The following is a 14,053-nucleotide window of genomic DNA, read 5'->3' on the forward strand; positions in this document are numbered from 1 at the left end:
CGTGGCCGGGCAGAAGCCGCGTCACTGGACGGGGCCGGGGTTCGAAACCTTCGGCAGCATCTTCGGATTCATATACACGTTCCTCGCCGGGAATGTGATGCTGGCCCTGGCCAACGCCCCGCTGGTGCTCTGCCTGGCCCTGGTGGCCGATCCCGTGGCCTCGTGGCCGTTCTTCCTGGCGCTTTCGGTGACCGTGCCGCCCTCGCTCGGCGGCCTGTTCGCCGCCTTCCAGGCACTGAACGACGACGGCGGTGCGGTCAAGCCGTTTGCCTCCTTCCTCCGCGGCTATGTGCGCAGCTTCCGGCGCACCGCGCCGCTGGGGGTTGCGGCCGTCGCTCTGCTGCTGTTCCTCGGCATGGACCTCGTGGCTGTCCAGTCCATGCCGGCGGCAGCGGTGCTGGTCCCCGTGATCGTGGTGGCCGCGGCGGCCACGGTGAGCGTGGCAGTGCTGGTGATTGCCGGCGTCGTACTTCTCCCTGGCGCCCGGCTCAGGAGCCTGGCCAGGGCGTCACTGTACCTGTGCGTCCAGCGCTGGTACCTCAGCCTTGCGATGCTGGTCCTGCTCGGCATCATCGCCTCGGCAGCGCTGCTTCAGCCGGTCCTGGGTGTGGCCCTGGCTCCGGCTCCGCTGCTGTTTGTGGTCTGGAGCAACGCCGCTTTCGCGTTCCACTCCGTCCTGCGCGAAGACTGACTGCGCTCCCCGGCCAAGCCCCCCCAACCAGGCCTGCCCAGCCCGCTGCTGCGCCACCCCGGGGAAGGAGTTTTTGTCCAGATAATGCCCTTTGGCAGGCGCTGAGGCAGCATTATCTGGACAAAAACTCCCGGAAAGCGGGCGAAAGCCGTCCTACGACAGGAGGCTGCGCAGCACGTGCGCAGCGCCGTCGTCGTATACCGAATGCGTTACCTCATCCGCGGCGGCGACGACTTCCTCCGGAGCCTGGCCCATGGCCACGCCGCGCCCCGCCCAGCCGAGCATCTCGATGTCGTTCCGGCCGTCCCCCACAGCGACGGTGAGGTGCTGCGGCGCGCCGAGCCTGCCGCGGAGCTTCTCAAGCGCGCTGGCTTTGGTGACGCCCGCGGCGGCGATGTCCAGCCACGCCGTCCAGCCAACGGAGTAGGTAACGCCGGCCAGGCCGATCTGCCGGATGGTGGTGGAGAACTCTTCGGGCGTGTTCTCGGTGCTGAACACCACCAGGCGGACAGCGGTGGACTCCAGCAGGGTCTGGAAGTCGACGCCGACAGCCTCCACCCCGAAGCTGGCATCCTGGAAGCGCTCGGTGGACAGGAAATTCCCGGCCTCGTCCTCCAGCGCATACTTGGCCGTGGGGAGCTTTTCCCGAAGAGCGCGAAGAGCCGGGGCTGGGTCAAACGTGGCCTTGTGGATCACCTCGTACCCGTCGGGAAGGGCTGGGTCCAGGCGGAGGGTTACGCCGCCGTTGCAGCACACGGCGTAGCCGCGGTCCATGCCGATCTGCTCGATCACGGGCAGGGTGGCGTTGAGCGAACGCCCGGTGGCGATCAGGACGTCGTGGCCGTCGGCAACCACCGCGCGGGCGGCTTCGCGGACTCCGGGGGACATATGGCCGTCGTGGTCCACGAGCGTGCCGTCAACATCCAGGGCCACCATGAACTTGGTGGCGGCATCCGGGCTGGTGTTTCGCTGGTCATCGTTGCCAGCGACTGTGTTTTCAGTCAATGTTGTCATTCATCCAGTAGAGCAGACGGCCCGGACACCTGCTAGGACGCACACCACAGCGCCCGTGAACAATTGGTTAATGTTCATAGGCGCCTGCCCGGACCGGCAATTCCTAACCTTGTTCGCGGATCCGGTCTTCGCGGAGTTTTTCCTGATAGACGGCTTCCTCCACCGTAATCTTGCCTCGGACAGCAGCGTCCACGTACTTCGTCTTCCCGTCAGACTCCCCGACGATCCGCGGCGGATGCGAACCAGCTTGGGCGAAGGGCTAGAGGACCGGGAGGACCTTGAGGCCGCCGACGTACTTCTGCAGCGCCGGTGGGACGTTGACGGAGCCGTCAGCGTTCTGGTGGTGCTCCAGGATGGCCACAATCCAGCGCGTGGTGGCCAGCGTACCGTTCAGCGTGGCGACGGCGCGGGTTCCCTTCGGTGCGCCGTCCTCGTTCAGGACCCGCTCGCGGATGTTGAGGCGGCGCGCCTGGAAGGTAGTGCAGTTGGAGGTGGAGGTCAGCTCGCGGTAGGCGCCCTGAGTGGGGACCCAGGCTTCGCAGTCGAACTTGCGGGCCGCTGACATGCCGAGGTCGCCGGCGGCGGTATCGATCACCCGGTAGGGCAGCTCGCACTTGCCCAGCATTTCCTCTTCCCACGCGAGCAGGCGCTCGTGCTCGGCGGCCGCCTCTTCAACCGTGGTGTAGATGAACATCTCCACCTTGTTGAACTGGTGGACCCGGATGATGCCGCGGGTGTCCTTGCCGTGCGAGCCGGCCTCGCGCCGGTAGCAGGAGCTCTGGCCCGCGAACCGGATGGGCCCTGCGGTCAGGTCGAGGATCTCGTCGGCATGGTAGCCGGCCAGGGAGACCTCGGAGGTTCCCACGAGGTAAAGGTCGTCTTCGGCGAGGCGGTAGATCTCGGCGTCGTGCTTTACGTCAAAGCCGGTGCCCTGCATGGTTTCGGGGCGGACCAGCGTGGGCGTAATCATGGGGACAAAGCCTGCCTCAATGGCCTGGTCCATCGCCATCTGCAGCAGTGCCATCTCGAGCCGAGCCCCCACTCCCCGCAGGAAGTAGAAGCGGGAGCCGGACACCTTCGCACCGCGTTCCATGTCGATGGCGCCGATCAGCTCACCGATTTCAAGGTGGTCGCGGGGCTCGAAGTCAGGGAACTCACGGGGAGTGCCAACAGTTTTGACCACAACGTAGTCGTCCTCGCCGCCTTCGGGCACGCCGTCCTCAATGAGGTTCGGGATGGCGCGCAGCAGCTCGTCCTGCTTGGCCTGCGCAGCGTCGGCTTCGGCCGAAGCAGCCTTGACCGAGTTGGCGAGCTCCTTGACCTCTGCCAGCAGGGCCTTCTTCTCGTCGCCCTTGGCCTGCGCCACCTTTTTGCCGAAGACGTTCTGCTCGGCGCGGAGGTTTTCGTACCGGATCAGGGCGGCACGCCGGGCAGAGTCTGCGGCGATGATCGCGTCCACCACTGATTCGTCCGCGCCGCGGGCGCGCTGGCTGGCACGGAACTTGTCCGGGTTTTCGCTGAGGTCTTTTACGTCGATCACCAGACAAGAGTATCGAATCAGGCGGCGGCAGTGAGGCGGGCGCGGGCTGGAAACGCGGGCGGGGTTATGGGCACTCCTGCCGGGATAGTGTTGAGGCACCATGAGCGACTGGCTGCTTTACCTCCTGAGTGCCGCGGCACTTGCCTTCGCCGTCTCCAGTTGGTGGGGCGTGCGCAGACTCAAAGCCCTGCACTTCCGCAGCGCGGTGGCCGAAGATGCGCACGAGGCCGGCCTCACCCATCAGCGGGTGGCGGTGATCCTCAACCCGGTGAAGGCCCGCGCCCCCGAGGCCAAAGCGGCCATCCAGCGGGCGTGCCTGGCCGCAGGCTGGGATGATCCCCTTTTCCTCGAGACGACGGCGGAGGACCCGGGTTACACCCAAGCCCGGGCGGCGCTGGACTACAAGGCCGACGTCGTCCTGGTGGGCGGCGGGGACGGCACCGTGCGGGTCGTGGCCGAGTCCCTCGCGCGCACGGATGTTGCCATGGGAATCATCCCCCTGGGCACCGGAAACCTGCTGGCACGCAACGTGCACCTGGACGTCAACGACCTTCACTCAAGCGTCCAGACTGCTCTCTTCGGCCAGCAGCGGTACATCGACACGGCGCGGATGGGAATCGAGAACTCCCGCACCGGGCACTCCTCCGAACACGCCTTCCTGGTGATCGCGGGTATCGGCCTGGACGCCGAAATCCTCGCAGACACCAACGACGGCCTCAAGAAAGCCGTTGGCTGGCTCGCATACACCGAGGCAGGCATGCGGCACCTGCCCGGACGGCGCCGGAAAGTATCCATCACGCTGGACGACGGCCCGGAACAGGCCCGGAATATCCGCAGTGTCCTGTTTGCCAACTGCGGGCTGGTCCCCGGCGGCATCGATTTCATTCCGCAGGCCATGATCGACGACGGCATGTTGGACGTGGTGGTGATGAGCCCGCGAAGCGCCATCGGCTGGATCATCATGTACGGCAAGGTCCTGTTCAAGCACAGGGGCAACCTGCCGATCATGACCATGTACCGGTCCGGGAAGGTCGTCATTAAGTGCCCCGAGCCGCTGCCCACGCAGCTCGACGGCGACACCTCCGGGGAAGCCACCAAACTCACCGTTCGCGTGGAGCCGCGGTCCCTCCTGATCAGGGTCAGTGGCCAGCCGGCGGCCTGATGGGCTGCGCCCGGATGGCGGCCGGTTGTTCGAGCCTTAGGCGGTCGCCTTCTTCGCGGCCTCGGCGGCAGCTTTAGCAGCCCGGGCTTCGGACTGTTCACGGATCATCGCCTGCTCCTCTTCGAAGCGCAGGCGGTCAGCGCGGTCGGCATCGTCGCCGTCCCAGTCCTGGTTGTCGGCAGTCGGCTTGGGGTTGACAATCATTCCCTGGCCGTCATTGTCCGTGTTGCTGGTAGTCATGACCCGCTCCCTTCGTTAGGGGCCATCCCCCAATGTGGATCAAGTAAGCATACGCACAGTGTTAACTGCATGGAAGTACTTGGACCTACGCTGTGGGCGAAGCCCCGGAAGCGGTTTCAGAGGGGGTGGGTTTCCCCGCGCAGGATGGCTCCCACCCATTCATGGGCAGCCCGGAAAGCCGCGTCGGAGGTGTGCGGGGCCACATCTGCGCTCTGCGCGTCAGCCCGTTCATAGGAACCCAGGAAGCGGGTGGCCGGACTGATCCGGTGGAGCCCCGCCAGGGCGTCGGCCACGCGGGCGTCGCCCACGTGGCCGTCGGCGTCGATGCTGAAGAAATAGTGGCCCAGGTACTGTCCGGTGGGCCGGGACTCGATCCTGCTGAGGTTCACGCCGCGGGTAGCGAACTGGTCCAGGATCTCCATCAGCGCGCCGGGATGGTCCTCCGGGAGGGGCACTACCACCGTGGTCTTGTCCGCGCCCGTACGCTCCGGCAGGACCCCGGGCCTGCTGACCAGGACAAACCGCGTTACCGCGCCGGGGTTGTCGCCGATGTTTTCTGCGAGGACGGAAAGCCGCGGCTGTTCCCGGGCAACGATCGGCGCGCAGATCGCGGCGTCATAGTGCACGCCGCCTTCCAACAGACCCACGGCGGAAGCCGCGGTGGACGATCCCGGGACATATTCCGCTCCGGGAATATTGGCGTCAACCCACAACCGGCATTGCGCCCAGGCGTGGCCGTGCGTGGATATCCGGCGGATCTCGGAGAGCGAGACTCCGGGCCGGGTGACCAGCACAAAGCTGATGGGCACCAATACTTCGCGAATAATGCGCAGTTCATGGCCGCTGGCAATGGCATCCAGGGTGGCGGTCACCCCGCCCTCCACGGAATTTTCGATGGGCACCATGGCGGCGTCGGCGGATCCCTCCCGCACCTTGTCCAAGGCGGCATTCACGGTGGATGAGGGGATGCGGACAGCCGTGTCAGCACCCGGGACCTGCATCAGCGCCGCCTCGGTGAAGGTACCTTCCGGCCCCAGGAAGGTATACGTAACGGGGGACGCGGACATCGCATATTCCTTAAGGGTGATGAAGGGCGGCGGACTGGCTAGAGGACCAAAGGCTTCAGGCCGTTATCCGACACGAGGGGCCGGCCCGATTCAAGCCACTGATCCATTCCGCCTGCCACGTTGATGGCGGTGTAGCCCTGGCCGGTGAGCCACTGGGCCGCCCGGAAGGAGCGTCCCCCGGTCCGGCAGATCACGTACAGGTCCTCGTCGGGGTCCAGTTCGCCGAGCCGCGCCGGAAGCTGTTCCAAGGGGATATGCTTCGCGTCTTCAGCGTGTCCGGCTACCCATTCGTAGTCTTCACGGACGTCGAGGATGACGGCGTCGGCCGGGACATCGTTGACTGGAACAGAATCGAAATCGCTCATGGGAGTCCTCTTTCGGAGAATCACGGGTCTCCTTCCAGCCTAGTACTTGCCGATCGCCACGCCGGAAACCAGGGACAAGTTAGGCTGTTGATGACCCTAGGAGGACCTTTGCCCGCTGAGCAGCCCACCATTCTGGCCACCTCCGGAGGCTACAGGCAGGGGGGCCGGACACGTCTGGAGTTTGACCGGCTGATGCATCATGCCGTGGAGCTTTCCGGCATCAGTGGCAGGCCGCCTCGGGTAGCCCACCTGGGCACGGCCTCAGGGGACCAGCGGTGGTTCAACGCCGAAATGGACGAGGCCGCCCGGCTGGCCGGCTTCGACTTCAGCCACCTGAATCTCTTCACCATGCCCAACCACGCCGACCCGGAGGCACACCTTCTGGAGCAGGACGTGGTCTGGGTGAACGGCGGCTCCGTGGTGAACCTGCTCGCGGTCTGGCGTGCCCACGGGCTGGACGGAATCCTCCACCGGGCGTGGCAGAGCGGTGTGGTGCTGGCGGGAGTTTCGGCCGGGTCCATCTGCTGGTTCCGGGGCGGAACCACCGACTCGTTCGGGCCGGAGCTGCGCGCTGTCACCAACGGCCTGGCCTTCCTCCCGTACGCCAACGGCGTCCATTACGACTCCGAGGAAAGGCGGCGGCCCCTGGTCCACCGTCTGGTGGCCGACGGGACGCTGGGCGAAACACACTGCACGGACGACGGCGTGGGCCTGGTTTATCACGGCACGGAACTGGTGGAGGCGGTTGCCGAAGTCCGCGGCAAGGGCGCCTATATCGTCACCGCGGAAACCGATGCCGCCGGCCGCACCGCCGCTTCCGAGAGGCGCCTGGAGCCACGTTTCCTTGGCTGAGATCCACGAACTGACGGCCGTCCAACTGCGGGACTGCCTCCGATCCGGTGATCTTTCGGCGCGGGAGGCAACGGCGCACTTCCTGGCCCGGATCGAGGCCAGCAACCGCCTCCTGGGCGCATTCGTGACCGTCACTGCCGAGCAGGCCATGACCGATGCCGCCGCGGCGGATGCGAAGTTTGCGCGGCTCCGTCGCGCGTCGTCCACGTCGGCGTCAGCGGCGTCCGGGGCGGGAACAGCCGACGGCGGCGGCGAGACCCTGCCGTTGCTCCACGGGATGCCGGTGGCGTTCAAGGACCTGACCGATGTGGCGGGCGTGGTCACCACGCACGGCAGCGCCGCTCTGGAGCACAAACCGGCGCTGATGGACGGCGCCCTGGTCATGGAACTGAAGGCGGCCGGCGTCGTGTCCCTGGGCAAGACCCAGGTTCCGGAGTTCGGCCTGACGGCGTACAGCGAAAACCGTGTCGCGCCGCCGTCGCGCAATCCGCATGCCCCCAGCCGAAGTTCCGGCGGTTCTTCGGGAGGCAGCGCCGCCGCGGTGGCCGCGAGGCTGCTTCCGTTCGCGCCCGGGACCGACGGCGGCGGTTCAGTCCGCATACCGGCAGCGGCCTGCGGACTGGTGGGCCTGAAACCCGGCCGCGGGGTGGTGGCCTCGGGGGAAAGTTCGGGCGATCCGGCCCGGCTCGTGGCGGCCGGTCCGCTGGCACACAGCGCAGCGGACGCGGCGCTGATGATGGACGCGCTGGCGGCTCCTTCCGGAGAGAGCTACAGCGAGTCCGTCAGGCACGAACCCGGCCCGCTGCGCATCGGCGTGACCCTGGACAGCCCCTGGTCCACCACCTTCCCGTTCACGCCCGAACCTGAGGCCCTGGATGCGCTGCAGGCCGGGATCGGGCTGCTGGAGCGGGCCGGACACCGCATCTATGACGCTGCCGTCCGCTATGACAACCGTTATCCCAACGCGTTCACCACCGCCTGGACGGCCGCCGTCGGCAGCGCAAGGATCAGTCCCCACCGGGAGGCGCTGCTGACACCGCTCACGCGGACGTTCCGGCGCCGGGCCCAGCAGCGCAGCGCCGCCAAGCTCAACGAAGCACTGGCATTCCTCCGGCAGTTCCAGCGCGACACCGTCACCCAGTACAGGCAGTGGGACCTTATGCTGATGCCCACGCTGGCGCAGACTCCCCGCCCGGTGGGCTGGTTCACCGGCGCCTCCCACGGCGACGACCGCTGGCCCGCCGCCGAATGGGCGGGGGACGCCGACGGCGACTACCGCAAACAGTGCGAATACGCACCCTGGTCCTCCATGGTCAACGTCTGCGGACTGCCGGCCATCACCATACCCGTGCACTGGACAGGCGGCGCCGACGGACAGGGCCTGCCGATGGGCATCCAACTGGTGGGCCCCACGGGTTCTGAACGGGTGCTCCTTCAGGTCGCGGCGCAGCTGGGGTTCTGAGAGGGAAGCACCTGACGGGGAGCTTCCAAGGACCTGACCGTGATTGCCCAAAAAACCTTGGGCCGGCGTAACCCATTCGTAACCGGACAGGAGCAGAATTGGAAGACAGTCACACACCAGCCCTGATCGCTGATGTGGGCACTCAAAGGGGAGCTGCAATGGACATGAATTCTAAGCGCACCGTCGCGGGTACCTGGGAATCGGACATGGTCCGGCTGGACCTGAGCAACATCCATGTCCGGGAAGACCTTGCCCGCGCAGGCCGCTGCGCCAACGTCCACCTCGCGACCGGCCGGACGTGCCTGCTGCCGCTCAGGCACCACGGGCCGTGTGAATTCCACAATCCGCAGGAGGCGGACGACATCCTCCGCCGCTAGTCCCCGGCACGGAGCTGAAATGCGGGCGAACAGGTGTCGACTGGAAGCCCCAACCGGAGGACGATTAAAGGGCAGTCACTACGAGGAGGTCTGTGATGTGCTATTCATCGAGCAAGGATTTCGGGTGGGGCTACAAGAAAGAAGCCGACCGGAAACCCGAAGCGCGCCAGGAAACACCGCCGGACCGTCCCGAGCCGCATTACACGGCGCAGGACTTCAAGTTCTGGGCCTTCCCGCATCGCCGGAAGACGCCCGCAGCTGAAGAACCGGTTGCTGACCGCGCCCACGAGAAAGTCTGACCCGCAGGGCCGGAAGTTCCCGAGGAAAGGCCTCCCTTGGAGGCCTTTCCGCTGCCCAGGTCCGCTTGCCTTGCGCCATTCCACCATGCTGGGACAATGACAGCATGCGAGGACACTACGTGCACGCGGCCTCCGTGCACATGGACCCGAATGCTGACCTGGGAGCACCCGGCGCCGCCGTCACCCTGGAATTATGCGGAAGCTGGGACCACGTTCCTCCCTGCCCGCTGGCCCCGCACCACACCAGCCCTGAACGGAACGGCCGCTGCGTCGAACTGCGGATCGTCTTCGCCGCCGAACCCGCCCTGGAAAGCGAAGTCCGCCGTCGGATAGGCATAGCCCTGGCGTCGGGTTCGCTCACCGGCCCTGATGGAGTGACGACGCGCTGGTCGCTGCAGGGCAGCAACGCCGCGGTGCTGCGCGACGCCGAGCGCGAACAGGCGATCCGGATCGCCGCCACGTAGGAGAAGGTCCGGCCGATCCGACCGGACTCCCGCGCGGTCGGGCCTGCGGCAAGCCGCCCCGGGTCGGCTCAGTCCCGGGGCGGCTCAGCCCGGGTCGGCTCAGTCCCGGGTCGGACTTAGTACGAATACCCCGACGTGGCGTACATCGTCGCGGCGATCATGACGAACAGCCAGAACGCGCCATAACCCAGCAGGCAGAGGTAGCCCAGGACCAGCCCCGTGATGGACAGGCCCTTGCCTGAGGGTTCACGCTTGAGCGCCAGGTGGCCTGTGATGATCGCAGCGACCTGCGGGAGCAGGAACCACCCGAGGATGACGGAGGCGATCCCGCACACCATGCTGGCGATGCTCAGACCCTTCGGCTCTGCCGGCGCGCCGTAGTATGCGGGCTGCCCGTACGGACTGGGTTGGGCATAGGGGCTGGGAGGCTGGCCATACGCATCCGCCTGCTGCGCATACGGTGCGCCGTACTGGCCAGCGCTGAACTGGTTCTGGCCAAACTGCGGCTGGTCGTAGGCGCCCTGCCCCTGATGGGCCTGATCCTGTCCCTGCGGGTTCTGGCCGTACTGGTTCTGGCCATACTGGGTCTGGCCGTACTGGTCCTGTCCGAAGTTGTTACGGCCATAGACAGGCGGCGCGGGGATTTCCGAGCCCTGGGGTGGCACAAACTGCGGCGGTTCATAGCCCGCCGGTGAATCGCCTGAACCGTGGCTACCGGGTCCCTGTGAATCCGGGCGCTGCGATGGCTGGTCACTCATGATTTCCCCCTCAAAAGTCTTTGCCCCCAGCCTACCGCCGGCACTGTTGATGGGTATACCGGCTGCCGGGCCTACCAGCCCCAGTAGGGCAGGACATAGACGGCAAAGATCACAAAGGCACCCAGGAGAACGAGCCTGGCCATGCTCCCGGCCGCGTGATCGTGGGCCTTGGACTTCCGGCCGCCCGTGTTGGTCGCAGTGCCGTGGCCTGCCTGCCGGGCAACCATGGGCCGGCGGCTTGGGGTTCTGCCGGCCTGGCCACGTCCCGCCTGTCCGCGGCCGGCCTGTGCCCGGCCAGTCTGGGGGCTTCCTTCGGCTGCCGCTCCCTGAGTTGCGGCCGCCGCGCGCATTCCCAGCAGCGCGCTCTCCTCCGCTTCCTGGGTCAGCATCTGCCCCAGGTGGGCATAGAGGCCAACTACCGTCTGCTGGTCAAGGATGGCAGGGAGCGCCGCAACCGCCGCGACGACACGGTCCACACCGGCCACTGCCACGTCCGAGCTGGTGATGCCAAAGAGGTCAGGCTGTGCGGCCATGCAGATCAGCGGGCGGACCAGACGCCGGTGCGGAGGCGCCAGCACGGAGGCCACCGCGGCGCACTGGGCCAACGCGCCCTCAACGGATTGCGTCCGCGAATAGCGCCCCTGCCAGAGAACCCCCGAAGACACGCGGACTTCACCGGTCCAGTTCTTGGCATCAACCACCACGATGCCGCCCGGCCCCACGAGCACGTGGTCCAGGATGGCTTTGGGCCGCCCGGGCCAGTGCACGTCGTGGAGCACGTACCAGCCGTGAGGGATGAGCTGGCTCAGCCTGTCTGCAACGACTCTCCCGCCCACCGCGTCCGCGTCCCAGGATTTAGTGGCCCGCTCGGCAAGGTCGAGCTGTCGTTTGAGGCGTGCCACCCGTTCGGAAGCCAGCCTGGACTGCTCGGCTGCGCCGTCGCCTGCCGCCATGACCGGTCCCCCACTCTTCCGCCGTCCGACGCCGGCGGCGAGTCCCGCCGTCGTCCTTTGTCCTTACGAGCTTTTTTGAAAGTAACAGCGCCGCGGGTGGCCGGTATATAAGTACTTTTGGGCCTGAGTACTCAGGCCCACTACTTGCTTCGGGTCCCCCGGTGACTTTCCGCGTCATAGGGACCGAATTTTGGACCCTGCGTTTTGACTCCAGCCCACGTCTGGCATGCTGGTGCCATGGCTAGCCGCGCGGGCACAGTTGCCCAACCCCAGGACCTTGTTGACATCACTGCGCTCCTTGACGCGTATTACGACATCACTCCGGACCTGGGTGATCCCGGCCAGCGCGTGGCGTTCGGCACCTCCGGGCACCGCGGATCCAGCCTCAAGGCGTCGTTCAACGAAAAGCACATCGTTGCCATCACCCAGGCGATCGTGGAGTACCGCGCCGGCCAGGGCATCACCGGTCCCCTGTTCCTTGCGAAGGACACCCACGCCCTGAGCGAGCCGGCCCAGAACTCGGCACTTGAGGTATTGGCCGCCAACGGCGTGCACGTCCTGATCGATGCCCGTCACGGCTACACGCCCACGCCGGCCCTGAGCCACGCCATCCTGACCTACAACAAGGCACGGCTGCCCGGCGCGCCCGAGGCGGACGGCATCGTGGTCACGCCCAGCCACAATCCCCCGGCCGACGGCGGCTTCAAGTACAACCCTCCGCACGGCGGCCCCGCCGACTCCGACGCCCCCGGCTGGATCGCCAACCGGGCCAATGAACTGCTCGAGAACGACCTCCGCGGCGTGAAGCGCATTCCCGTCGCTGAAGCCCTCGCCGCGGACAGCACCGGAAAGTTCGACTTCCTCAGCAGCTACGTCGACGACCTCCCCTCCGTGCTGAACCTGGAAGCCATCCGCGACGCCGGCGTCCGCATTGGCGCAGACCCCATGGGTGGCGCGGCAGTGGATTACTGGGGCGAAATCGGCGAACGCCACCACCTGAACCTCACCGTGGTCAACCCCACCGTGGATCCGCAGTGGGCCTTCATGACCCTGGACTGGGACGAGAAGATCCGGATGGACTGCTCGTCGCCGTCCGCGATGGCCTCGCTCATCCGCAGAATGTCCGACGGCGGCAGTTCAGCCGCGTTCGACGTCGCCACGGGCAATGACGCCGACGCCGACCGCCACGGCATCGTCACCCCGGACGGCGGGCTGATGAACCCCAACCACTACCTCGCCGTCGCCATCGACTACCTCTACCGCAACCGCGGCGGCTGGAACCCGGACTCCGTGGTCGGCAAGACGCTGGTCTCTTCCTCCATCATTGACCGCGTCGCCCAGAGCCTGGGCCGCAGACTCGTGGAGGTTCCGGTGGGCTTCAAGTGGTTTGTGCCGGGGCTGTTGTCCGGCGAAGGCGCATTCGGCGGCGAGGAATCAGCCGGCGCCTCCTTCAACAAGAAAGACGGCAGCGTCTGGACCACCGACAAGGACGGCATCCTGCTGGCGCTGCTCGCCTCAGAGATCACCGCGGTCACCGGCAAATCCCCTTCCCAGCTCTACAAGGGCCTGACGGACCAGTTCGGCGCCCCGGTCTACGCCCGCATTGATGCCGCAGCCACCCGGGAGCAGAAGGCGGCACTCGGCAAGCTGTCGCCGTCGGACGTCACGGCGACCGAACTGGCAGGCGAGGCGATCACCGCCAAGCTGACGGAGGCACCCGGCAACGGCGCGTCCATCGGCGGCCTCAAGGTAGTCACTGAAAATGCCTGGTTCGCCGCGCGCCCCTCCGGAACCGAGGACGTATACAAGATCTACGCCGAGTCCTTCAAAGGCGAGGATCACCTCAAGCAGGTCCAGGCTGAGGCCAAGGCCCTGGTGGACGGCGTCATCGCTTAGGAAGCAGTTACGGAGGGCGGCCCGCGGTACACCGCGTGCTGGCCCTAGACTGCGACCACCCAGATGGCGTCGGATGCTGATGCTCCCAGGTCGACGTCCCGCTCAGCTTCATGTACCCGGAGGGTGGTCACATCCGCATACGGCCGCTGTTCCCTGACGGTGAGCCTGGTGTTGGGCGCGAGGCCCAGTTCAGTAAAGTAACGCAGCATCTGCGGGTCAGCATCCGAGATGCGCGTAATGGCCACCGTGTTTCCGGCCGCAGTTGCCGTGAGCTGGGTTCCCTCGGTCATGCTGGGCCGGCCGTCGGCACCGGGGATGGGGTCGCCGTGCGGATCCCGCGCGGGATGGCCGAGCTTCCGGTCCATCCGGTCTATCATCTTGTCCTAGCTAGGGCCGGGGGGTTCCATGGAAAAACGACGCATCTGCCTTGTCATTGAGGACAATGACGACATCCGCGCGCTGATAGGAACTGTACTGGGCCGCGCCGGTTTTGAGGTCCGTTCCGCGGCAACCGGAGCCGAAGGCATTGCAGCCGCCGCGGATCCTGCCGTCACCCTGATCACCCTGGACCTGGGCCTGCCTGACATGGACGGCCACGTCGTGGCCAGGGCAGTGCGGGCGCTGAACTCCGCGCCGCTGCTGTTCATCACTGCGCGGGCGGAAAACGATGACCTGCTCGCCGGCATGGCTTCCGGCGCCGCCGCCTACCTGACCAAGCCCTTTCGCGCCCAGGAACTTCGGGACGTCGCCAACCACCTGTGCCTTGCTCCCGCTCAAACCTCGGCATCCGCGGAACTTGGGCTTCGCGGAACACGGGCGCCCGGACCGCACGTTGTTCGCAGACCCTCGCCTTGACGGCTAGGAGCCGCGGACAAGCTGAGGAACCCGGGCTGCGCGGTATCCTTGCTCCGGA

At 66.7% G+C, this 14,053-nt stretch carries 17 protein-coding genes; 9 read left to right on the forward strand and 8 right to left on the reverse strand.

What is annotated here, in order from left to right:
- The first annotated feature begins 1 nt into the window (after position 1).
- On the forward strand, positions 2–691 hold the full coding sequence (locus AU175_RS09515) for a hypothetical protein (RefSeq protein WP_231938509.1): 690 nt from the start codon (positions 2–4) through the stop codon (positions 689–691).
- Between the two features lie 153 nt (positions 692–844).
- On the opposite strand, the gene AU175_RS09520 is transcribed toward AU175_RS09515, so the two are convergent.
- Both AU175_RS09520 and serS read right to left on the reverse strand, forming a co-directional pair.
- The gene (locus tag AU175_RS09520) at positions 845–1,705 is read right to left on the reverse strand and encodes an HAD family hydrolase (RefSeq protein ID WP_066287911.1); all 861 of its coding nucleotides are present in this window, start codon (positions 1,703–1,705) and stop codon (positions 845–847) included.
- Positions 1,706–1,964: 259 nt separating this feature from the next.
- Positions 1,965–3,245 carry a serine--tRNA ligase gene (serS, locus tag AU175_RS09525; RefSeq protein WP_066287917.1) on the reverse strand — a complete coding sequence of 427 codons (1,281 nt, stop codon included), beginning with the start codon at positions 3,243–3,245 and terminating at the stop codon, positions 1,965–1,967.
- Positions 3,246–3,345: 100 nt separating this feature from the next.
- Between serS and AU175_RS09530 the strand changes: the two genes are divergently transcribed.
- On the forward strand, positions 3,346–4,407 hold the full coding sequence (locus AU175_RS09530) for a diacylglycerol/lipid kinase family protein (RefSeq protein WP_066287920.1): 1,062 nt from the start codon (positions 3,346–3,348) through the stop codon (positions 4,405–4,407).
- 36 nt (positions 4,408–4,443) lie between these two features.
- On the opposite strand, the gene AU175_RS09535 is transcribed toward AU175_RS09530, so the two are convergent.
- The 3 genes from AU175_RS09535 to AU175_RS09545 all read right to left on the reverse strand — a co-directional run bounded on the left by AU175_RS09535 (position 4,444) and on the right by AU175_RS09545 (position 6,079).
- The gene (locus tag AU175_RS09535) at positions 4,444–4,647 is read right to left on the reverse strand and encodes a hypothetical protein (RefSeq protein WP_066287927.1); all 204 of its coding nucleotides are present in this window, start codon (positions 4,645–4,647) and stop codon (positions 4,444–4,446) included.
- A gap of 116 nt (positions 4,648–4,763) precedes the next feature.
- Positions 4,764–5,714, reverse strand: a complete 951-nt coding sequence (gene pheA, locus AU175_RS09540; protein WP_066287930.1) for a prephenate dehydratase — start codon at positions 5,712–5,714, stop codon at positions 4,764–4,766.
- A gap of 38 nt (positions 5,715–5,752) precedes the next feature.
- On the reverse strand, positions 5,753–6,079 hold the full coding sequence (locus AU175_RS09545; RefSeq protein ID WP_066287932.1) for a rhodanese-like domain-containing protein: 327 nt from the start codon (positions 6,077–6,079) through the stop codon (positions 5,753–5,755).
- A gap of 108 nt (positions 6,080–6,187) precedes the next feature.
- Here AU175_RS09545 and AU175_RS09550 point away from each other — a divergent pair, with 108 nt between their 5' ends.
- The 5 genes from AU175_RS09550 (at position 6,188) to AU175_RS09570 (ending at position 9,533) form a co-directional block, all read left to right on the forward strand.
- Positions 6,188–6,931, forward strand: coding sequence for a peptidase E (locus AU175_RS09550; protein ID WP_156642249.1), 744 nt, complete (start codon positions 6,188–6,190; stop codon positions 6,929–6,931).
- The gene (locus AU175_RS09555) at positions 6,924–8,393 is read left to right on the forward strand and encodes an amidase (protein ID WP_066287936.1); all 1,470 of its coding nucleotides are present in this window, start codon (positions 6,924–6,926) and stop codon (positions 8,391–8,393) included. The genes AU175_RS09550 and AU175_RS09555 overlap by 8 nt, the downstream gene beginning before the upstream one ends.
- Before the next feature lie 158 nt (positions 8,394–8,551).
- The gene (locus AU175_RS09560; protein WP_231938510.1) at positions 8,552–8,770 is read left to right on the forward strand and encodes a hypothetical protein; all 219 of its coding nucleotides are present in this window, start codon (positions 8,552–8,554) and stop codon (positions 8,768–8,770) included.
- Between the two features lie 95 nt (positions 8,771–8,865).
- Positions 8,866–9,069 (forward strand): hypothetical protein, encoded by a 204-nt coding sequence (locus AU175_RS09565; RefSeq protein ID WP_066287939.1) that lies wholly within the window; start codon positions 8,866–8,868, stop codon positions 9,067–9,069.
- Between the two features lie 104 nt (positions 9,070–9,173).
- A complete protein-coding gene (locus AU175_RS09570; protein ID WP_066287941.1) occupies positions 9,174–9,533 on the forward strand; it encodes a hypothetical protein in 360 nt (119 codons plus the stop codon).
- Between the two features lie 116 nt (positions 9,534–9,649).
- Here AU175_RS09570 and AU175_RS09575 read toward each other — a convergent pair whose 3' ends face one another.
- Both AU175_RS09575 and AU175_RS09580 read right to left on the reverse strand, forming a co-directional pair.
- A complete protein-coding gene (locus AU175_RS09575; protein WP_066287942.1) occupies positions 9,650–10,291 on the reverse strand; it encodes a DUF4190 domain-containing protein in 642 nt (213 codons plus the stop codon).
- A 71-nt stretch (positions 10,292–10,362) separates the two neighbouring features.
- Entirely contained in the window at positions 10,363–11,244 is an 882-nt protein-coding gene (locus tag AU175_RS09580) for a nuclease-related domain-containing protein (protein WP_066287943.1), read from the reverse strand.
- Positions 11,245–11,481: 237 nt separating this feature from the next.
- Here AU175_RS09580 and pgm point away from each other — a divergent pair, with 237 nt between their 5' ends.
- Positions 11,482–13,140: a phosphoglucomutase (alpha-D-glucose-1,6-bisphosphate-dependent) gene (gene pgm, locus AU175_RS09585; RefSeq protein ID WP_066287946.1), complete on the forward strand. Its 1,659-nt coding sequence runs from the start codon at positions 11,482–11,484 to the stop codon at positions 13,138–13,140.
- Positions 13,141–13,184: 44 nt separating this feature from the next.
- On the opposite strand, the gene AU175_RS09590 is transcribed toward pgm, so the two are convergent.
- Positions 13,185–13,505, reverse strand: a complete 321-nt coding sequence (locus tag AU175_RS09590; protein WP_231938511.1) for a FeoA domain-containing protein — start codon at positions 13,503–13,505, stop codon at positions 13,185–13,187.
- A 40-nt stretch (positions 13,506–13,545) separates the two neighbouring features.
- On the opposite strand from AU175_RS09590, the gene AU175_RS09595 reads away from it, so the two are divergent.
- Entirely contained in the window at positions 13,546–13,995 is a 450-nt protein-coding gene (locus tag AU175_RS09595; protein ID WP_082979079.1) for a response regulator transcription factor, read from the forward strand.
- The last annotated feature ends 58 nt before the right edge of the window (positions 13,996–14,053 follow it).

The sequence above is a fragment of the Arthrobacter sp. B6 genome (assembly GCF_001663775.1).
Taxonomy (GTDB): Bacteria; Actinomycetota; Actinomycetes; order Actinomycetales; family Micrococcaceae; genus Arthrobacter.